Origin of the sequence: Gottfriedia acidiceleris (assembly GCF_023115465.1) — a bacterium.
Taxonomy (GTDB): Bacteria; Bacillota; Bacilli; order Bacillales; family Bacillaceae_G; genus Gottfriedia; species Gottfriedia acidiceleris_B.
Genome location: NZ_CP096034.1, coordinates 916,880 through 933,243 on the forward strand (window position 1 = coordinate 916,880; position 16,364 = coordinate 933,243).

General features: G+C 32.4%; 16 protein-coding genes and 1 pseudogene. 14 read left to right on the plus strand and 3 right to left on the minus strand.

Translation table 11 applies throughout. The annotated features are described in order from the left end of the window. Positions 1-2: 2 nt before the first annotated feature. The 5 genes from MY490_RS04320 to MY490_RS04335 all read left to right on the plus strand — a co-directional run bounded on the left by MY490_RS04320 (position 3) and on the right by MY490_RS04335 (position 3,358). Entirely contained in the window at positions 3-464 is a 462-nt protein-coding gene (locus MY490_RS04320; RefSeq protein WP_248268138.1) for a GNAT family N-acetyltransferase, read from the plus strand. 19 nt (positions 465-483) lie between these two features. Further along, positions 484-1,863 carry a Na+/H+ antiporter NhaC gene (gene nhaC, locus MY490_RS04325; RefSeq protein ID WP_248268139.1) on the plus strand — a complete coding sequence of 460 codons (1,380 nt, stop codon included), beginning with the start codon at positions 484-486 and terminating at the stop codon, positions 1,861-1,863. 57 nt (positions 1,864-1,920) lie between these two features. Next, positions 1,921-2,055: a hypothetical protein gene (locus MY490_RS22055; protein WP_097979132.1), complete on the plus strand. Its 135-nt coding sequence runs from the start codon at positions 1,921-1,923 to the stop codon at positions 2,053-2,055. Between the two features lie 216 nt (positions 2,056-2,271). Next, positions 2,272-2,853, plus strand: coding sequence for a YdcF family protein (locus MY490_RS04330; protein WP_248268140.1), 582 nt, complete (start codon positions 2,272-2,274; stop codon positions 2,851-2,853). Positions 2,854-2,986: 133 nt separating this feature from the next. Then, the gene (locus MY490_RS04335; RefSeq protein WP_248268141.1) at positions 2,987-3,358 is read left to right on the plus strand and encodes a hypothetical protein; all 372 of its coding nucleotides are present in this window, start codon (positions 2,987-2,989) and stop codon (positions 3,356-3,358) included. Between the two features lie 265 nt (positions 3,359-3,623). Here MY490_RS04335 and MY490_RS04340 read toward each other — a convergent pair whose 3' ends face one another. Further along, positions 3,624-4,430, minus strand: a complete 807-nt coding sequence (locus MY490_RS04340) for a hypothetical protein (protein WP_248268142.1) — start codon at positions 4,428-4,430, stop codon at positions 3,624-3,626. 118 nt (positions 4,431-4,548) lie between these two features. On the opposite strand from MY490_RS04340, the gene MY490_RS04345 reads away from it, so the two are divergent. Both MY490_RS04345 and MY490_RS04350 read left to right on the plus strand, forming a co-directional pair. Further along, positions 4,549-4,920, plus strand: coding sequence for a Rha family transcriptional regulator (locus MY490_RS04345; RefSeq protein WP_248268143.1), 372 nt, complete (start codon positions 4,549-4,551; stop codon positions 4,918-4,920). Between the two features lie 126 nt (positions 4,921-5,046). Beyond that, entirely contained in the window at positions 5,047-6,471 is a 1,425-nt protein-coding gene (locus MY490_RS04350; RefSeq protein WP_248269319.1) for a flavin monoamine oxidase family protein, read from the plus strand. Positions 6,472-6,606: 135 nt separating this feature from the next. Here the strand turns inward: MY490_RS04350 and rpsD are convergent. Next, positions 6,607-7,208 (minus strand): annotated as a pseudogene (gene rpsD / locus MY490_RS04355) (30S ribosomal protein S4). A gap of 297 nt (positions 7,209-7,505) precedes the next feature. Next, positions 7,506-7,994: a GAF domain-containing protein gene (locus tag MY490_RS04360; protein ID WP_098426542.1), complete on the minus strand. Its 489-nt coding sequence runs from the start codon at positions 7,992-7,994 to the stop codon at positions 7,506-7,508. A 146-nt stretch (positions 7,995-8,140) separates the two neighbouring features. On the opposite strand from MY490_RS04360, the gene refZ reads away from it, so the two are divergent. The 7 genes from refZ (at position 8,141) to mbcS (ending at position 16,305) form a co-directional block, all read left to right on the plus strand. Next, positions 8,141-8,788, plus strand: coding sequence for a forespore capture DNA-binding protein RefZ (gene refZ / locus MY490_RS04365; protein WP_248268144.1), 648 nt, complete (start codon positions 8,141-8,143; stop codon positions 8,786-8,788). Between the two features lie 257 nt (positions 8,789-9,045). Continuing rightward, positions 9,046-10,764 (plus strand): septation ring formation regulator EzrA, encoded by a 1,719-nt coding sequence (ezrA, locus tag MY490_RS04370; protein WP_248268145.1) that lies wholly within the window; start codon positions 9,046-9,048, stop codon positions 10,762-10,764. Positions 10,765-10,841: 77 nt separating this feature from the next. Continuing rightward, on the plus strand, positions 10,842-11,984 hold the full coding sequence (locus tag MY490_RS04375) for a cysteine desulfurase family protein (RefSeq protein ID WP_248268146.1): 1,143 nt from the start codon (positions 10,842-10,844) through the stop codon (positions 11,982-11,984). Between the two features lie 4 nt (positions 11,985-11,988). Next, positions 11,989-13,218 carry a tRNA uracil 4-sulfurtransferase ThiI gene (gene thiI, locus MY490_RS04380; protein WP_248268147.1) on the plus strand — a complete coding sequence of 410 codons (1,230 nt, stop codon included), beginning with the start codon at positions 11,989-11,991 and terminating at the stop codon, positions 13,216-13,218. An 81-nt stretch (positions 13,219-13,299) separates the two neighbouring features. Then, the gene (locus MY490_RS04385; protein WP_248268148.1) at positions 13,300-13,509 is read left to right on the plus strand and encodes an alpha/beta-type small acid-soluble spore protein; all 210 of its coding nucleotides are present in this window, start codon (positions 13,300-13,302) and stop codon (positions 13,507-13,509) included. A gap of 140 nt (positions 13,510-13,649) precedes the next feature. Beyond that, positions 13,650-14,522 carry an aldose 1-epimerase family protein gene (locus tag MY490_RS04390; protein ID WP_248268149.1) on the plus strand — a complete coding sequence of 291 codons (873 nt, stop codon included), beginning with the start codon at positions 13,650-13,652 and terminating at the stop codon, positions 14,520-14,522. Positions 14,523-14,730: 208 nt separating this feature from the next. Next, entirely contained in the window at positions 14,731-16,305 is a 1,575-nt protein-coding gene (gene mbcS / locus MY490_RS04395; protein WP_248268150.1) for an acyl-CoA synthetase MbcS, read from the plus strand. Positions 16,306-16,364 lie beyond the last annotated feature (59 nt).

The window sequence follows — 16,364 nt, forward strand, 5'->3', positions numbered from 1 at the left end:
TTATGGAGATATTTGCAACGAAAGATTACCGAATATTGGCAAAACTTAATGAAGGTGTTCAAAACCTACATGCTGATTTATTTCCAGAGTTTTTTAAAGTTCATAATCCGGCTGAAATAACAGAGTTTTTCAAGAGTGTAGTTGATAAACCAGAGCATCATTTTTTCGTCGTTAAAGATGTCGGAGAATTAGTCGGCTATGCTTGGATTGAAATAAAAAATATTCCTGAAGGACCGATAAAAAAGGCTTTTCGATTAGGGTATGTTCATCAGATAAGTATTAATGAGGAAAAAAGAAATAAGGGATACGGTTCATTCTTAATCCATAAAATTGCTTCATTTGCTCGTGAGAATAATCTTTCTAGAATTGAGCTAGATTACTGGATCGACAATAAAAATGCAAAAAGCTTTTATGAGAAACTTGGGTTCGTAAAGTTTCGTGAACACGTATATATGGATGTATAAATAAGGGAGAGTATATAAAATGAAAAATATTGAATTAGGTGCGTTAATCGTACTGTTTGCAGTTATTATGTCTAGTTGTCTAGTTATATTAAAATCAGATCCACAAATTCCACTTCTTTTATGTGTTGTTTGTTTAGCAGTATTTGGATTATTTAAAGGATTTAAATGGGAACAGATTGAAAATGGGATGAAAAAGGGTATTCAAAATGGGTTGTCCCCTACATTAATCTTAATGATGATCGGTCTATTAATCGGTTCTTGGATGCTAAGTGGTACGGTACCAACTTTATTATTTTACGGAATTTCTGTTCTTTCAGCTAAATGGTTTGCTATAAGTGCAATTTTTATTACAATCATTGTTGCTAGTTTTACAGGTAGTACATTTACAACTATTGCTACAGTCGGTGTAGCGTTGATGGGAATCGCTCATATTATGGGGATTCCACCAGCAATCGCAGCAGGTGCAATTATTAGTGGAGCGTGTTTTGGTGATAAGATGTCACCGATCTCAGATACAACGAATTTCGTTCCAAGTATTTTAGGAATAAAGGTTAATGAACATATTCGACACATGGCATATACAACAATTCCAGCATTAATTGTTACAGTTATCTTATTTTTAATCATCGGTATGGGTCATGGAAATACAAATATGGCGCAAGTTATAGAAATGAAAAAAGCAATTTCATCTAGCTTTGAAGTGAATCCGTTATTATTAATCCCATGTTTAATTGTTTTTATTATGGCATTTAGAGGTTTTTCAACTTTACCAACAATGTCGGCTGGTATTGTTAGTTCATTAGTTTTAGCATTTTTCATTCAAAAGGATATTACACTTGCAAAAGTGTTTACAACATTACAAAATGGATTCCAAACTGATACAGGAAATGACATGCTTAATTCGATTGTTAACCGTGGAGGGTTACAATCGATGATGTGGTCTGTGTCATTAATATTTATTGCACTTGCTCTAGGTGGATTATTACAAGAGCTACGTGTATTCGAGACATTAATACAATCGTTATCTAATTTGAAACGTAAGGGGAATATTGTGATTGCAAGTACATTATCTGCAATGAGTGTAAATCTTTTAACAGGTGAACAATACTTATCAATTCTACTTCCTGGGCAATTATTAAAGGATGTATTTATTAAAAAAAATATTCCACTTAAAAACTTATCACGTGCATTAGAAGATGGGGGAACTCTTTTTAATCCAATCGTTCCTTGGAGTGTAAGTGGAGCATTTTTTGCTTCAACATTAGGAGTACCTGTTATTGATTACTTACCGTTTTCATTCGTATTATTTATTACACCATTATTCAGTATGTTAGCCGCTTTATTGGGTAAAGGATTAGAAGAAAAAAATAAAGGTGAAAGTTCAAGAAAAGTCGCATAAACAAATTATTTCTACGTAAACTAGTTTTTGTACGAACTGGTTAATGGAGGGAAAAAAATGAGTCATGCAGCAGGTGGTTCAAAGAAAAATCGTCCTAGTGATGCAAATCATGTAGATGCGAAAACGAAAGCACATCAAAAGAGACTTTCAAAGGATCAACATAATCCTATGGGCGATAAGTATCCTAGATAATTAAATAAATAATGTTGAATCAATCCCTTATACGGAAAAAAGGACAAGCATTTCTTTTCGTATAGGGGATTTTTTATTTGCAGTTTCACTGATAAGTCAATATTATTATAAGGAATAATGTTAAGTATTTGTGGAATATTCAAAAAATTAGTGAAATCCACTTTATTTTTAGATAAAATAAAAGTTAAAGTAATTTTATTTAAGGGGATATAGGTAATGAGCTTTTTTAAAATAATTACATATACAATAATGATTGGGATACTAAGTTATGTATTCTGTATCGTTTTTATCGGTGTAAATAGCATTTTACAATATCAGCATAAAGTACCTAAAAATGCGGATTATGTCATTGTGTTAGGTGCTGGCTTGAAAAAGGATAAACCTACTAGAGCTTTACGCTATCGAATTGAAACAGCAGCTAAATATGCTAAGGTAAATAAAAGTGCAAAAATGATTGTTTCAGGTGGAAAAGGTAATGATGAATTGATTTCAGAAGCTGAATGTATGAGGGGTGAATTAATCAAATTAGGAATCGAAGAAGATAGAATCATTAAAGAAGATTTATCAACAAATACATACGAGAATATGAAATTCTCAAAAAAACTCATTCACAACGATCAAGCTCAAGGAATCGTTGTGTCAAATGATTATCATTTATTCAGATCTTTAAAATTGGCTAAAAAACAAGGGTTAAATGTAGTGGGTCTTCCTGCAAAAACACCAAAAGTAATCATACCGACAGCATATTTTAGAGAATGTTTATCTATTTTAAAAGCTATTTACTATAAACAAATGTAATCATTGTGGGCTATCTATCATTTTCATAAAAACGATGAATTAATTTGTACCAATGTCCGTTTCATTTCTACTGATTGAAACATTTTATATTATATGGATTGCTTGTCCAAATAATATGAAAGGAGTGACGTTGATGTCGTCAAAATTTCTATCAACTGGCGTATTAAGAAGACATTCAAGTACTCAGTTTTTAACAGTAGAAGCTCTTAATGTTGACCCGGATGACGCTCGTTCTGTGAGTGTTTTAATGTTTGACTGGTCAAGTGGTTCACCAATTATTCTTCCTATGGTTGATCCATCTACAGTAACAATTCCACCAAATCAATATAGAACATTTAGATCTTTCCAACTTCCAGTAAATCTATTTGCTTATGAAATAAGAATACTTCATCCAAAAGATCGTGATGTTGTAGTAAATGTATTTGGACTTAGTGACATTGCATTTGATCCCCAAGAAGGTAATAATGCAATGCAACATGACTTAGCGGTAGTGAAATTAAAATAATATAAAAGTTTATTTTAATACACCTCTCCCGCATAAGTAGCCCTTCGAGTAAAGTCGAGGGCTTTTTTTATTTATGTAAAAAATAAAGAGGAATAAATAAACAAACTCCCTATCAAGTCTGGTAGGGAGTTTATGGCGTATGCATTATTAAGTAAATCTAGGTAACATATAATATTTAGGATTCTTTTTTGGTAGTAAATTTTTACCTAAAACAGGAAAGTTAAATATGGATGAACTATTTAATCGCTGAATATGTAAAAGCAATTCAAACAGGTCTTTTATATTTACCGGATGATTCTTTTTTGTCAGTTCCAATCCACGGATCATTCCATACTTCAAAATTATATATCTTTAAGTAATCTTTTGCAGTGATACGATAATTTTTACCGGCTGGAACACTTACTTCGTAGGTGTCAGAAATAGAATAGCTGCTTTTATAAGTAATTCCTAATTCCCCAGCTATTGCTTTAATAGGTAAACCTGCTGTACCAGAAACCTCTATCTGTCTTGACTCAGTTATAGACATTGTTGCGGTACATTTACCTTTATAAGAACTCATACGAATAACTTCACCATTCCCATAAGTAGTGTTTCCTTTTTTCACGTATAACCCGTTACCCCATCTAGCATTAATAGGAGTTTCAACTTCCTTATCGAGATAACTGTCAATTTGGTCCTCTTTAATAATTACAGTGTATCCAAGAATATTTTCATCTTCTAATGGATTAATGACACCTGACTTTTGGAGATCGTTTAAAACATCTTGGTTTGACACATCTATTTGTAGGTCCCCAATTTCATTAACCCCTATTTCAACTCCAGGTTCATCTTTTGAAACTACAACATTCTGACCTATTTCAAAAGTATTTTTCTTTGCTAATTCCTCATTAACTTCTTTTAGTGAATCTATATCTGTGAAAAGTTTAATAGAAGGAGAATTCAAAACTTTTTCCTTTACTGTAAAATTTTTAATTTCTTCAGCTACGACATTCTCGGTCTCTTTGGATAAAAATGGATATGTAAATGTAAAAGCTAATACTAGAGAAAGAATAACGACAAAAGCTTTCTTCATATCAAACCCCCGAATTTATAGTATGTAAATATGTTCACAATGTAAGTGTATAATAAATTTTGAGATTTGAGTGTGTCTAAAAAAAGTCTTTTTGTTTTAAAAAATGGATTCTGCTAGGATGCAGTTCTTTTCAGTTTTACTCTGCTTTTTGACACTTCACTCGGCAAATCTTCCTAGTGAAAATTTCTTTGTATCAAGTGAATGCCTAAATTCAAGAAATCAAACACAACCATGTTTTTTAATTACTAAAAAGGGTTGTGATATGGTAGCTAACAAAATGAACGGTGAAAAAGGAATTTTATTTTCAGTAACAAATGTTGAAAAATTTCATGATATGGAAAATGGTGTGTTCTCACAAGTGTTAACAAGTGGTTCACCGTCAGCATCAATTCTGATGTCAGCGATTGGTTCTAAAATGTTAACAATTTTAGCAACTGAATCAGGCAAAACGCAAATAATATATGAAGTGGCTGCTGTTAAAACTGCTTAAGGCAAGGGTTTAGTTATACATTAAAAGTCTAGTTAAACTTGCGAGTGAATAACCTTTATAGATAGTTTATTTTTTTCAAAAAGAGGAGGTATTCTATTGGTACAAGAAGTCCTCTCAATTGATCAAATGATTAATATTATTCAAAATGGCTTAACAAAAACGGGTTCGTCAAAGAGTGTAATAATTATCGGTGGTGGAATATCAGGATTAGTTTCTGCGTCATTATTAAAAGAAGCAGGTCATCAGGTTACTATTATTGAGGCAAATAGAAGAATAGGTGGACGAATTTACACAAAAAGAGAACCTTTTCTTGATTACCAATATGTTGACCTTGGTGCTATGCGTATCCCTTCAATTCACCATTTGACATTTGCACTAATAAATAAATTAAATTTACAAGTAAATGAATTTATTAATAGTACTCCAAATGATTTAATATATGCTAATAATGTACTAACAAATCAAAAAACGTATGAATCAAACCCAGATATCTTAAAGTATTCTGTTGCGCCAAATGAAAAAGGAAAAACAGCAGTAGAGTTACTCTTATCTGCAGTCGGCCCAGTGATCGATTTTATAAATCAAGATCCTATCAAAAACTGGAAAATCATTATTGATAAATACGATCAATATTCAATGGAAAACTTTTTGAAATACAATCCCATAGGAACTTCCTTATCAACTGGAGCAATCGATATGATTAAAACAATTGTAGGTTTGGAAGGTTTCCCGGAACTTGGATTTACGGCTATATTACGAGAAGTTATTGTACTTTTAACGCCAAATTTAAAGCTTTATGAAATTACAGGAGGAACTGATTACCTTGTAAGAGCGTTTTTACCACAATTGAGGGACAATATTATACTGAATGAAAGGGTTACAAGAATTATACAAGGAAATTCTAAAGTAACCATCCATACTGAAAATGAAATATTGACAAGACAGAAGCAGTATGAATGTGACTATGTTATTTCTACAATCCCTTTTTCTTTATTTAACTTTGTAGATATATTTCCATATGAGTCTATTTCTGATATTAAATGGAAAGTTATTAGAGAATTGCATTATGCAGATTCAACTAAAATTGCTATACAATTCAGAACAAAATTTTGGGAAAAATTAGGTTTGGTTGGTGGTAAATTAACAACAGATTTGCCAATCAAATTTTCCTATTTTCCTAGCCATGATTTTGGTTTTGAAACAGGAATTATGTTAGCAAGCTACACGTGGGAAGATGATGCTACTATTTGGGATAGTATGAAAAATAATAAGCGTATTGATAAAGCATTAGCTAATCTATCAATTATTTTTGGGGATGTAGTTTATAAAGAATTTTTAGTAGGTTATTCGCAAAGTTGGACTCAATTTTCATTTTCAGGTGGAGCATTTGTGATGTATAAACCAAACCAACAAAGAGAACTCGGTCCATTTATTAGTACACCTGAAGGCAGAATTCATTTTGGTGGATCTCATGCATCATCTACTCCTGGATGGGTGCAAGGTGCAATCGAATCAGGAATCCGTACTGCTAATGAAGTTAATAATCTATAAAATTTATATAAATACATGGGTTAATGGGGGAGAATAACTTATTCTACAAAGCAGAGATAAAATAAAAATCCCTAGAAGTGTTGATAGATCAACGTTTCTAGGGATTTTATAAATGCTATTTACATAGCATTTTAATTAACGGTTGTAGAATTCAACGATAAGAGCTTCGTTGATTTCAGCTGTAATTCAGAACGCTCTGGTAAGCGGTTGAAAGTACCTTCTAATTTGTCAGCGTTGAAAGTAATGTACTCAGGTACAAAGTTGTTAACTTCAACAGCTTCTTTAACTACAGCTAAGTTTTGTGATTTTTCACGTAAGCTGATAGTTTGGCCAATTTTCACGCGGAAAGAAGGGATGTCTACACGTTTGCCATCAACTAAGATGTGACCGTGGTTAACTAATTGACGAGCAGCACGACGAGTACGAGCAAGACCCATACGGTAAACTACGTTGTCTAAACGAGTTTCTAATAAGATCATGAAGTTTTCACCATGTTTACCAGTTAATTTACCAGCGATATCAAAAGTGCGACGGAATTGACGCTCATTAACACCGTACATATGACGTAATTTTTGTTTTTCAGTTAACTGTAAACCGTATTCTGATAATTTTTTACGTTGGTTAGGTCCGTGTTGACCTGGTGCATAAGGGCGTTTTTCTAATTCTTTACCTGTTCCGCTTAATGAAATGCCTAAACGGCGAGATAATTTCCAAGTAGATCCTGTATAACGAGACATTGATTGTCTCCTCCTTTAGTTTTTATTTTGGAGTAAAATAAAAACGTTCGTGTAGCCCCAGATTGTTTATTTTGCTTTCATGTATCCTCGCTCCAGCAGCCAGAGTTACGCGATGACACCTCTTAAACAGTAGAGGAACAAAATAAATATCAAGCCTGTGCTTACAACGCTGCGTTATTTTACACAAAGAATATTATAACCAGATAATATAAAATAGTCAAGGGCAGTTTTGTTTCTAGCTTTTTATAAAGAGAAAAAAGAAATCCAATAAAGGATTCCTTTAGAAAGTAAATTTTCTTATCTAATTGTTTCTTCAATTAAATTTACGATTGCTTGAAGATATTTTTGATCCGTTTCATCAAAACGATTGAATTCCGGACTATCGATATCTAATACGCCAATTACTTCATCGTTATGCATTAAAGGAATAACGATTTCTGAATTAGATGCAGCGTCACATGCGATGTGGCCTGGGAAATCGTGAACATTATCGATTCTTTGAACTGTTTTTGTTTGAGCAGATGTACCGCAAACTCCCTTACCGTATGGTATACGCACACACGCAGGAAGACCTACAAATGGGCCTAAAACTAATTCATTTCGATCTCCATCTTTTAAATAAAATCCAACCCAATTTATTTGGTGTAAAAACTGATTTAATAGGGCAGATGTATTTGCTAAATTAGCAATTAGGTTATGTTCACCATCTATTAAAGCTTTAACTTGAGCTGTTAGAGTATTATATTGTTGTTCTTTTGTACCTGAATATTCGACTTTTTGAAACATTTGTAGACCCCTTTCCCTATTTCTTGTGAAATATCATAGCATATTTCGAAAGAATACTGGTAATTTTGTCGACCGATTTGTAGAGGATTTTATCAGTATTTCGCTAATTAATAAAACAATTGATGTTGTAAAAGAGGGTGACGAGTATGGAGCAAGATAAACTTGCAACAAAGAAGAAAGTCATCGAGGCAGCGCTTACGTTATTTAAAATTAATGGATACCATGGTACTTCAGTAAGGGATATTTCTAAAAAAGCAAATGTAAATATTGCGACGATTTCATATTATTTTAAAGGTAAACAAGGTTTACTTGAACATATCATAGTAGATTTTTTAGAAGGATACGTTGAAATTTTAGATAAACACTGTTTGTCATTGTATGATAAAAACGCAAATTTAATTTTAATGAATCTTGTTGGTGAAGTACTCAATTATTACTTTTTAAAAAAGGAATATGCTTCAATTTTTTACAGAGAGCTGACAATCGACTCTGTCTTCATTCGTGAGATTATGATTACCTATTTAGCAAGAGAACGTTTTACTTTTACTCAAATTTATGATGCTATTCGTATGTCTAATGCGAAACTAACTATGCCATTTTCAGTTTTTTTCGTCCAATTAAAATCCTTCCTTTCAACACCGTACTTATTTCCAGGCTATTTAAATGAAGTATTGTATATACAGCAAAATGATGTGTATTTTTTTGAAAGATATAAAGAGTATGTTGAGAAGTGGATTGAATCACTATTTGATATGGATGAGAGACTAGTTAGTCGAGTAGAACTTTCATCCTAAAACTTCGCCTTTTTCATTGTGCAAAATCACAATGAAAAGGCGTTTTTCGTTGTTTAAAAATCTGAAATTTCTACAAGTTTTTACAGTATTTATTATAGTTTGATAAAAATATGAAAAAATTGAAAAAATTAAGCCAAAAATCAACTTTATCATGTTATTATTAACTATGACCTAAATAAAGAGTGATTTATTAATTCAAAAAATAACGTACAAATAAATAGATTCAGATGGCAGTAAAAGGAGGTACATCAGGGAAAATGACAATGACATTCTATGTAATTTTAGTCGTAATAGCTATTGTTATCGCATTAATGATTGTAGCCTTAACAATTCGACAACGTTTATTCAAAAAACTCGATGAACTTGAAGCGTGGAGAATGCAGTTAATGAGTAAGCCAGTTACGGATGAACTTTCAAAGCTAAAGGCCTTAAATATGACCGGCCAAACGGAAGAGCTTTTTGATAAATGGAGAACCGATTGGGATGAACTAGTGACAACTTTTTTACCGAAAGTAACTGATTCCATCTCAGAAATAGATGAGGCAATTAATAAATATCATTTCATGAAAGCTAAAGCAGGGATTAGTGAAATTGAGGGAAGCCTAACTGAAGCTGAATCAAGCATCGATAAAATTCTAAATGAGGTAAGCGACCTAGTAGGTAGCGAAGAACAAAATAATTCGGATATTGAAATGTTAAACCAAGAGTATCTTGAGCAAAGAAAGCTTTTATTAACTCATCGTCATTTATATTCAATTTCTGAAACTCAGTTGGAACAAAAAATGGATGATATTAAACAACAAATCCAACTATTTAATGATACAACTGAAAAAGGAAACTATTTAGAAGCAAGAGGCTTAGTGAAAGAAATTTCTGATCAAGTACATATACTGAAAACAAATATGTCAATCATTCCGGATTTATATATTGAATCTTCTACTACAATGCCCTCTCAAATACATAATTTAACTGATGGTTTAAAGCAAATGAAAGCAGACGGGTATGTGCTTGATTTTGAAGCATTAGAAAATGAAACAATTGATTGTTCTAAAATATGTATCGACTGTGTCGAATTAATTAAAAAACTAGAAATCACAGAAGCGATTGACAAGCTTGAATTTGTAAAAGCAAAAGTCGATTCAATCTATGATTTGTTAGAAAAAGAAGTAGAGAGTAAATTTATAGTAGAAAAAGAAATATGGACTTCTCAGGAAGAAATTCAAAGTATTCGAGAAGATAATTTAAAAACAAAAGAAGAGACTCAATTAGTTCAGCAAATTTATGAACTAAGTGATGAAGATACTCAAGCTCAAAAGATGGTTGAAAAGCAAGTAAGTATCATTACAAAACGCTTTGAATTATTGCAGATCCGTGTAGCAGAACAAGATCTTGCATTTTCTGTAATAAGAGAAGAATTAGATTTACTAAAAAAGCAAATGGAAGATGTTAAAGAATCTCATTTGATGTATGTTGAAATGCTAAAAGCACTTCGAAAAGATGAATTACAAGCTCGTGATCAATTAATTGAAATGAAACGATTAATGTTAGAGGTCAAACGTCTTGTTCAAATTTCTAATTTACCTGGTATGCCAGTTTCTTCTATGAAACAAATACAAGATGCTCAAGAAAGTATGCAAATTGTTTATTTGGAATTAGAGAAAAAGCCATTAAAAATGGCGCATGTATCATTTTTACTAGAAAAAGCAGCAGCTGCTGTACAAGTTTGCTATAATGATACGAAATACATGATTGAACAAGGATATTTCGTAGAAAAAGTGATACAATATGGAAATCGCTATAGAAGTAAAAATGTACAAATGGCAGCGTCAATGGACAAGGCAGAGCAATTATTTAGAGAATTTCAATATAACGAAGCTCTAGAAGAAGCTGCCGTTTCAATTGAAAAAATTGAACCTGGTGCAATCGATAAATTACAAGAAATACTAAATGAACAAAAGTACACACTACCCCTATAGATGTAAATCTTAGGGGTTTCGTCTGTTTTCAGATATAATGAAAAATGGACTCAAGCAATATGGAGGTACGGAAAAATATGATTTATTTTGATAATAGCGCGACTACTAAACCTTATAAAGAGGTATTAGACACATATATTACTGTTTCGGATCAGTTTTTTGGAAATCCCTCTTCAATTCATAAGCTAGGTGGACGCTCAGAGCAATTACTCTCAAAAGCTAGAAACCAAATTGCAGAGCTTTTATCAGTTCAACCATCAGAAATCATCTTTACATCAGGTGGAACAGAGGGGAATAATTTAGCAATAAAAGGAACTGCCATGATGCATCGTTCAAGAGGGAAGCATTTAATTACGACTGAAATTGAACATCCGTCAATTTATGAAGCTTATAAACAATTAGAGGATCTAGGTTTTGAAGTAACCTACTTATCCCCAAACAAAGATGGGTTTATTTCTGTTGACCAATTAAAAAATGCGTTAAGAGATGATACGATATTAGTTTCTGTCATTCATGTAAATAATGAAACAGGAGCAATTCAACCGATCGCCGAAATTGGGCGATTATTAACGGATTATCCAAAAGTATTTTTCCATGTGGACGCTGTTCAAGGGGTAGGGAAAGTACCATTAAATATTAAACAAGCTGCGATCGATTTATTATCTATCTCTGGTCATAAATTTCATAGTGTAAAAGGAACTGGAATTTTATATATTAGAGAAGGTGTAACATTATCATCTTTAATGACAGGTGGATCACAGGAACGTGAGATTCGTTCAGGTACGGAAAACCTAGCAGGAATTGTTGCGATGGCTAAAGCGCTAAGAATCACGCTAGAAAAACAAAAAACAATGCATGAACACTTATATAACATGAGAAACGAACTCATTCAAAATATAGAGATGATTGACAACGCTGTATTGAATTCACCACAATCAAATTTTGCTCCTCATATAATAAATATTTCATTTGTAGGATTAAAGCCTGAGGTAATTGTACATGCTCTATCTGAAGAAAATGTTTTTATTTCTACAAAATCAGCATGTTCTTCTAAAACTTTTGAAATAAGCCGAGTACTTCAAAGTATGGGTAAGAGCGAAAAAGTAGCAAGTAGTGCTGTCAGAATAAGTCTTTCTTATGAAAATACAATGAGTGAAGTAGAGCAGTTTAACATAATAATTAAAGAAGTAATTAAAAATTTATATAAAGTAATGGGGTAACAGCATGAATGTAGAATATATTTTAATTCGCTATGGAGAAATGACTACAAAAGGAAAAAATCGTGGTCGATTTACAAGTATATTAAGAGAAAATGTTCGAAATCGATTAAAAAATTTTGATAAAATTAAAATCACTGCTACGCGTGATCGTATGTATATAAAATTAAATGGTGAAGATCATGAGAAGGTTGCTGCCAATCTTAAAGAAGTTTTTGGAATTCATACATTTAGTTATGCTAGAAAAGTTGATACTGAATTAGAGGCAATTAAAAAAGGTGCTCTTGAGGCTATTAACGAGCTTGGTGATAGTGTTAAAACGTTTAAAGTTAACGTACAACGTAGTTATAAACAATTCCCATTAAACACGCCACAGTTAAATCGCGAGCTAGGTGGGTATATTCTTCAAAATACAGAACACTTAACTGTAGATGTTCATCAGCCAGATGTAGCTGTTCGAGTAGAAGTGCGTGATGATGCTACTTATATAACTTGTGGAGAAGAATTTGGTGCAGGTGGCTATCCAGTTGGAGTCGGCGGAAAAGTTATGTTATTACTATCTGGAGGAATAGATAGTCCAGTAGCAGCGTACATGTTGTTAAAACGAGGCGTGTCAATAGAAGCGATTCATTTTGAAAGTCCTCCTTTTACGAGTGATCGTGCAAAACAAAAAGTAATGGATTTAGCAAGTAAACTAACTAGATATTGTAGAAGAGTGACTTTACATGTAATACCATTTACTGAAATCCAAAAAGCAATTCATAAAGAAATGCCTGCAAGCTACACAATGACAATTATGAGACGTGTTATGCTTAGAATTGCAGAGCAAGTTTCTGTTGAACGAAAAGCACTTGCTTTAGCAACTGGTGAAAGTTTAGGTCAAGTGGCAAGCCAAACATTAGAAAGTATGCATACAATCAATGAAGTAACTAATTATCCAGTTTTAAGACCACTATTAGCTATGGATAAATTAGAAATCATGGATATTGCTAAAAAAATTGATACGTATGATATCAGTATTAGACCATATGAGGATTGCTGTACAATTTTTACTCCAGCTAATCCAACTACAAAACCAAAACGTGATAAAGTGGCTCGTTACGAGAGTCGTTTTGACTTTACTGAACTAATAAATGAAGCGGTAGTTAATAGAGAATCAATCATTTTTGAGAACGAAATGATTCGAAATCAAACGTCAACAAAAGAAGAAGAAATTGATATTGACGCACTTTTATAAAATTACTAAAAATTACCAGTAAAAAAATGAATTAAGATATGTGTTTTATCACACTCTATACTCACAAGGAGGTGACAACACATGTCAAATAGAAATAATTCAGGTAGCAATCAATTATTAGTTGATGGTGCTGAGAATGCTTTAAACCAAATGAAGTATGAAATCGCTACAGAATTTGGTGTAAACCTTGGCCCTGATACAACTTCTCGTGCGAATGGATCTGTTGGTGGTGAAATCACAAAACGTTTAGTACAAATGGCTGAACAAAGCCTTGGTGGATTTTCTCGATAATATAATTTAAATATTTATGGATTAAGGGGTAGGGTAAAACCTACCTCTTTTCTATTTGTTTAACCTGTTCTTGGCTTGATTTAATATTTAAGATTAACTTTGCTATAATAGAGGGAATAAATTAAAGGAGAGACCTGTTCATGTCATATATTGAAAATGAATTTATTAAAATTACAACTAAATCAAAGGGAGCAGAGTTGACGGGTATCTATACAAAAAAAGATAATTTAAATTATTTGTGGAATGCTGATCCAGCTTATTGGGGGAGACATGCACCAGTTTTATTTCCGAATGTAGGTAAATTAATTGATAATAAATATAAAGTAGATAATAAAGTCTATGAGCTTTCTCAACATGGTTTTGCAAGAGATATGGATTTTCAATTAACTGAAATGAAAGAAGACTATATAAACTATGAGCTAATGAGTAGTGAACAAACGCTTTTAAAATATCCATTTGAATTTTCATTAAATATTAATTATAAGATTAGGAATAATACTGTTTTTATTAAATATGTTGTAACGAATAAGGATCAGAAATCAATGCCATTTTCAATAGGGGCTCATCCAGCGTTTAACATACCTCTGAAGGAAGATGAAACATTTAAGGATTATTACTTACAGTTTGAAGAGGAAGAAAGATTAGAAACAATTAAATTAGAAGGATCATACAGAAATGGTAAAAGAGAACTAATCGGTCAAAATATTAAAAACTTACCATTAACTCGTGAACTATTTAAGGATGATGCATTAATTTTTGAAAAACTTAAAAAAAACGAGCTGACAATTCGTTCGAAAAATCATAGTAATAAAATCAAAGTTCATTTTGAAGGGTTTCCATACGTTGGAATATGGACTACACAAAAAGCACCTTTTCTATGTATTGAGCCATGGTACGGAATTGCAGATGAAATCGGCCCAATAAAAGAAATGAAAAATAGACTTGGTATTCAAATGCTTAATCCAAGTGAAACTTTTACTTGTACATACAGCATTACAGTTGAAAATGGTTGAGGAAAGGCGAGAAGTTTGCTCGCTATTTTGATGAAATAAACTATCTTTTTTAGGTAGTTTATTTTTTTTGTGAGTTTTTGTTTAAATTTTCTGAAAAATAGTCGAAATATAGCAGGAATTGACTATACAATTAACGAAACCATTATTATTCTATTTTGCAAAATTCAAAATATAATTTTAGTAATGATCAAAAGGGGGACAAACTAAGATGAACAGTACAAGTCTAATCGCTCCAAAAGTTTATAATCTCGTTTGGGAAATTGAAAAATTTGCTTCAACTGATAAAGTGGCGTTAAAGTGGGTTGACCTAAATGGAGAATCCCATCAATTAACATATAAGGAACTATATAATAAAGTTCACCAATATGCTTTTACATTTAAAAATAGTGGCATCGAAAAAGGGGACAAACTTTTTGTCATGATGCCAAGATGTGTTGAGACTTATGTAGTTTATTTAGCTATTTTAAAAATTGGATGTGTTGTAATCCCAGGATCTGAAATGTTAACGGTTAAGGATATTCAATACCGTCTTGAACATAGTGAAGTAAAAGCGATTGTATCGCATGATGAATATATAGGTACTTTTAGCGATATTGCTAAAACTGGAAAATATAAATTATTTACGATTCATAACCAACAAACAGTGTGGACTTCATTAAATGACCAAGCAATTAGTGGAGCACATGTATTAACTGTGGAAACAAAAAGTGATGACTTAGCGTTTATCTCATATACGTCAGGAACGACTGGCAATCCAAAAGGTGTTGTACACACCCACAGTTGGGGATATGCACATATTCGTACAGTTGCTTCGAATTGGCTGGATGTGACAGAAGATGATACTGTATGGGCAACTGCAGGGCCAGGATGGCAAAAGTGGATTTGGAGTCCATTTTTAGCGACATTAGGCAGTGGGGCAACAGGATTCTTTTATGAAGGGAAATTTGATGCAGATACTTTCCTAACATTGTTAAAGGAGCAAAATATAACAGTATTTTGTAGTACGCCAACGGAATATCGATTTATGGCAAAGGTTGAAAATCTAGATCAATATCAATTACCTACATTAAGAAGTGCTGTATCAGCAGGAGAACCTTTAAATCAAGAAGTAATCCGTACATTCAAAAAGCATTTCAATGTTGATGTAAGAGATGGTTATGGACAAACTGAAAATACATTATTAATCGGAACGATGAAGGATATTAAGGCAAAAGTAGGTTCAATGGGAATTCCAACGCCAGGTAACTTAGTTGAAATCGTTAATGATGAAGGAAATCCAATCGGGGTTAATGAAGTAGGGCATATCGCAGTACATTTAAGCTCACCAGCATTATTTAAACATTATTATAATGATATGGAACGTACAAAAGCTCAAAGAAAAGGTGAGTATTATTTAACGGGTGACCGAGCTAAGAAAGATGAAGATGGCTACTATTGGTTTGATGGACGTAGTGACGACATAATTATTAGTTCTGGTTATACAATTGGTCCTTTTGAAATAGAAGATGCGTTGGTACAACATAAGCTTGTAAAAGAATGTGCAGTGGTTGCTAGTCCAGATCCATTACGTGGTAATGTTGTGAAAGCATTTGTTGTTTTGACTGAAAATGTTACAAATCAAGATGACTTAGTATCTGAACTACAAGAACACGTGAAGAAAATTACTGCTCCATATAAATATCCACGTAAAATTGAATTTGTCCAAGAGCTACCAAAAACAACTTCTGGTAAAATTCGCCGAGTAGAATTACGCGCGATGGAACAATTACGTGAATCGAATTAAATACTTATGTTAAAATGAGGGAAAATTCCCTCATTTTTTGATTTTGGGACAATTTATCT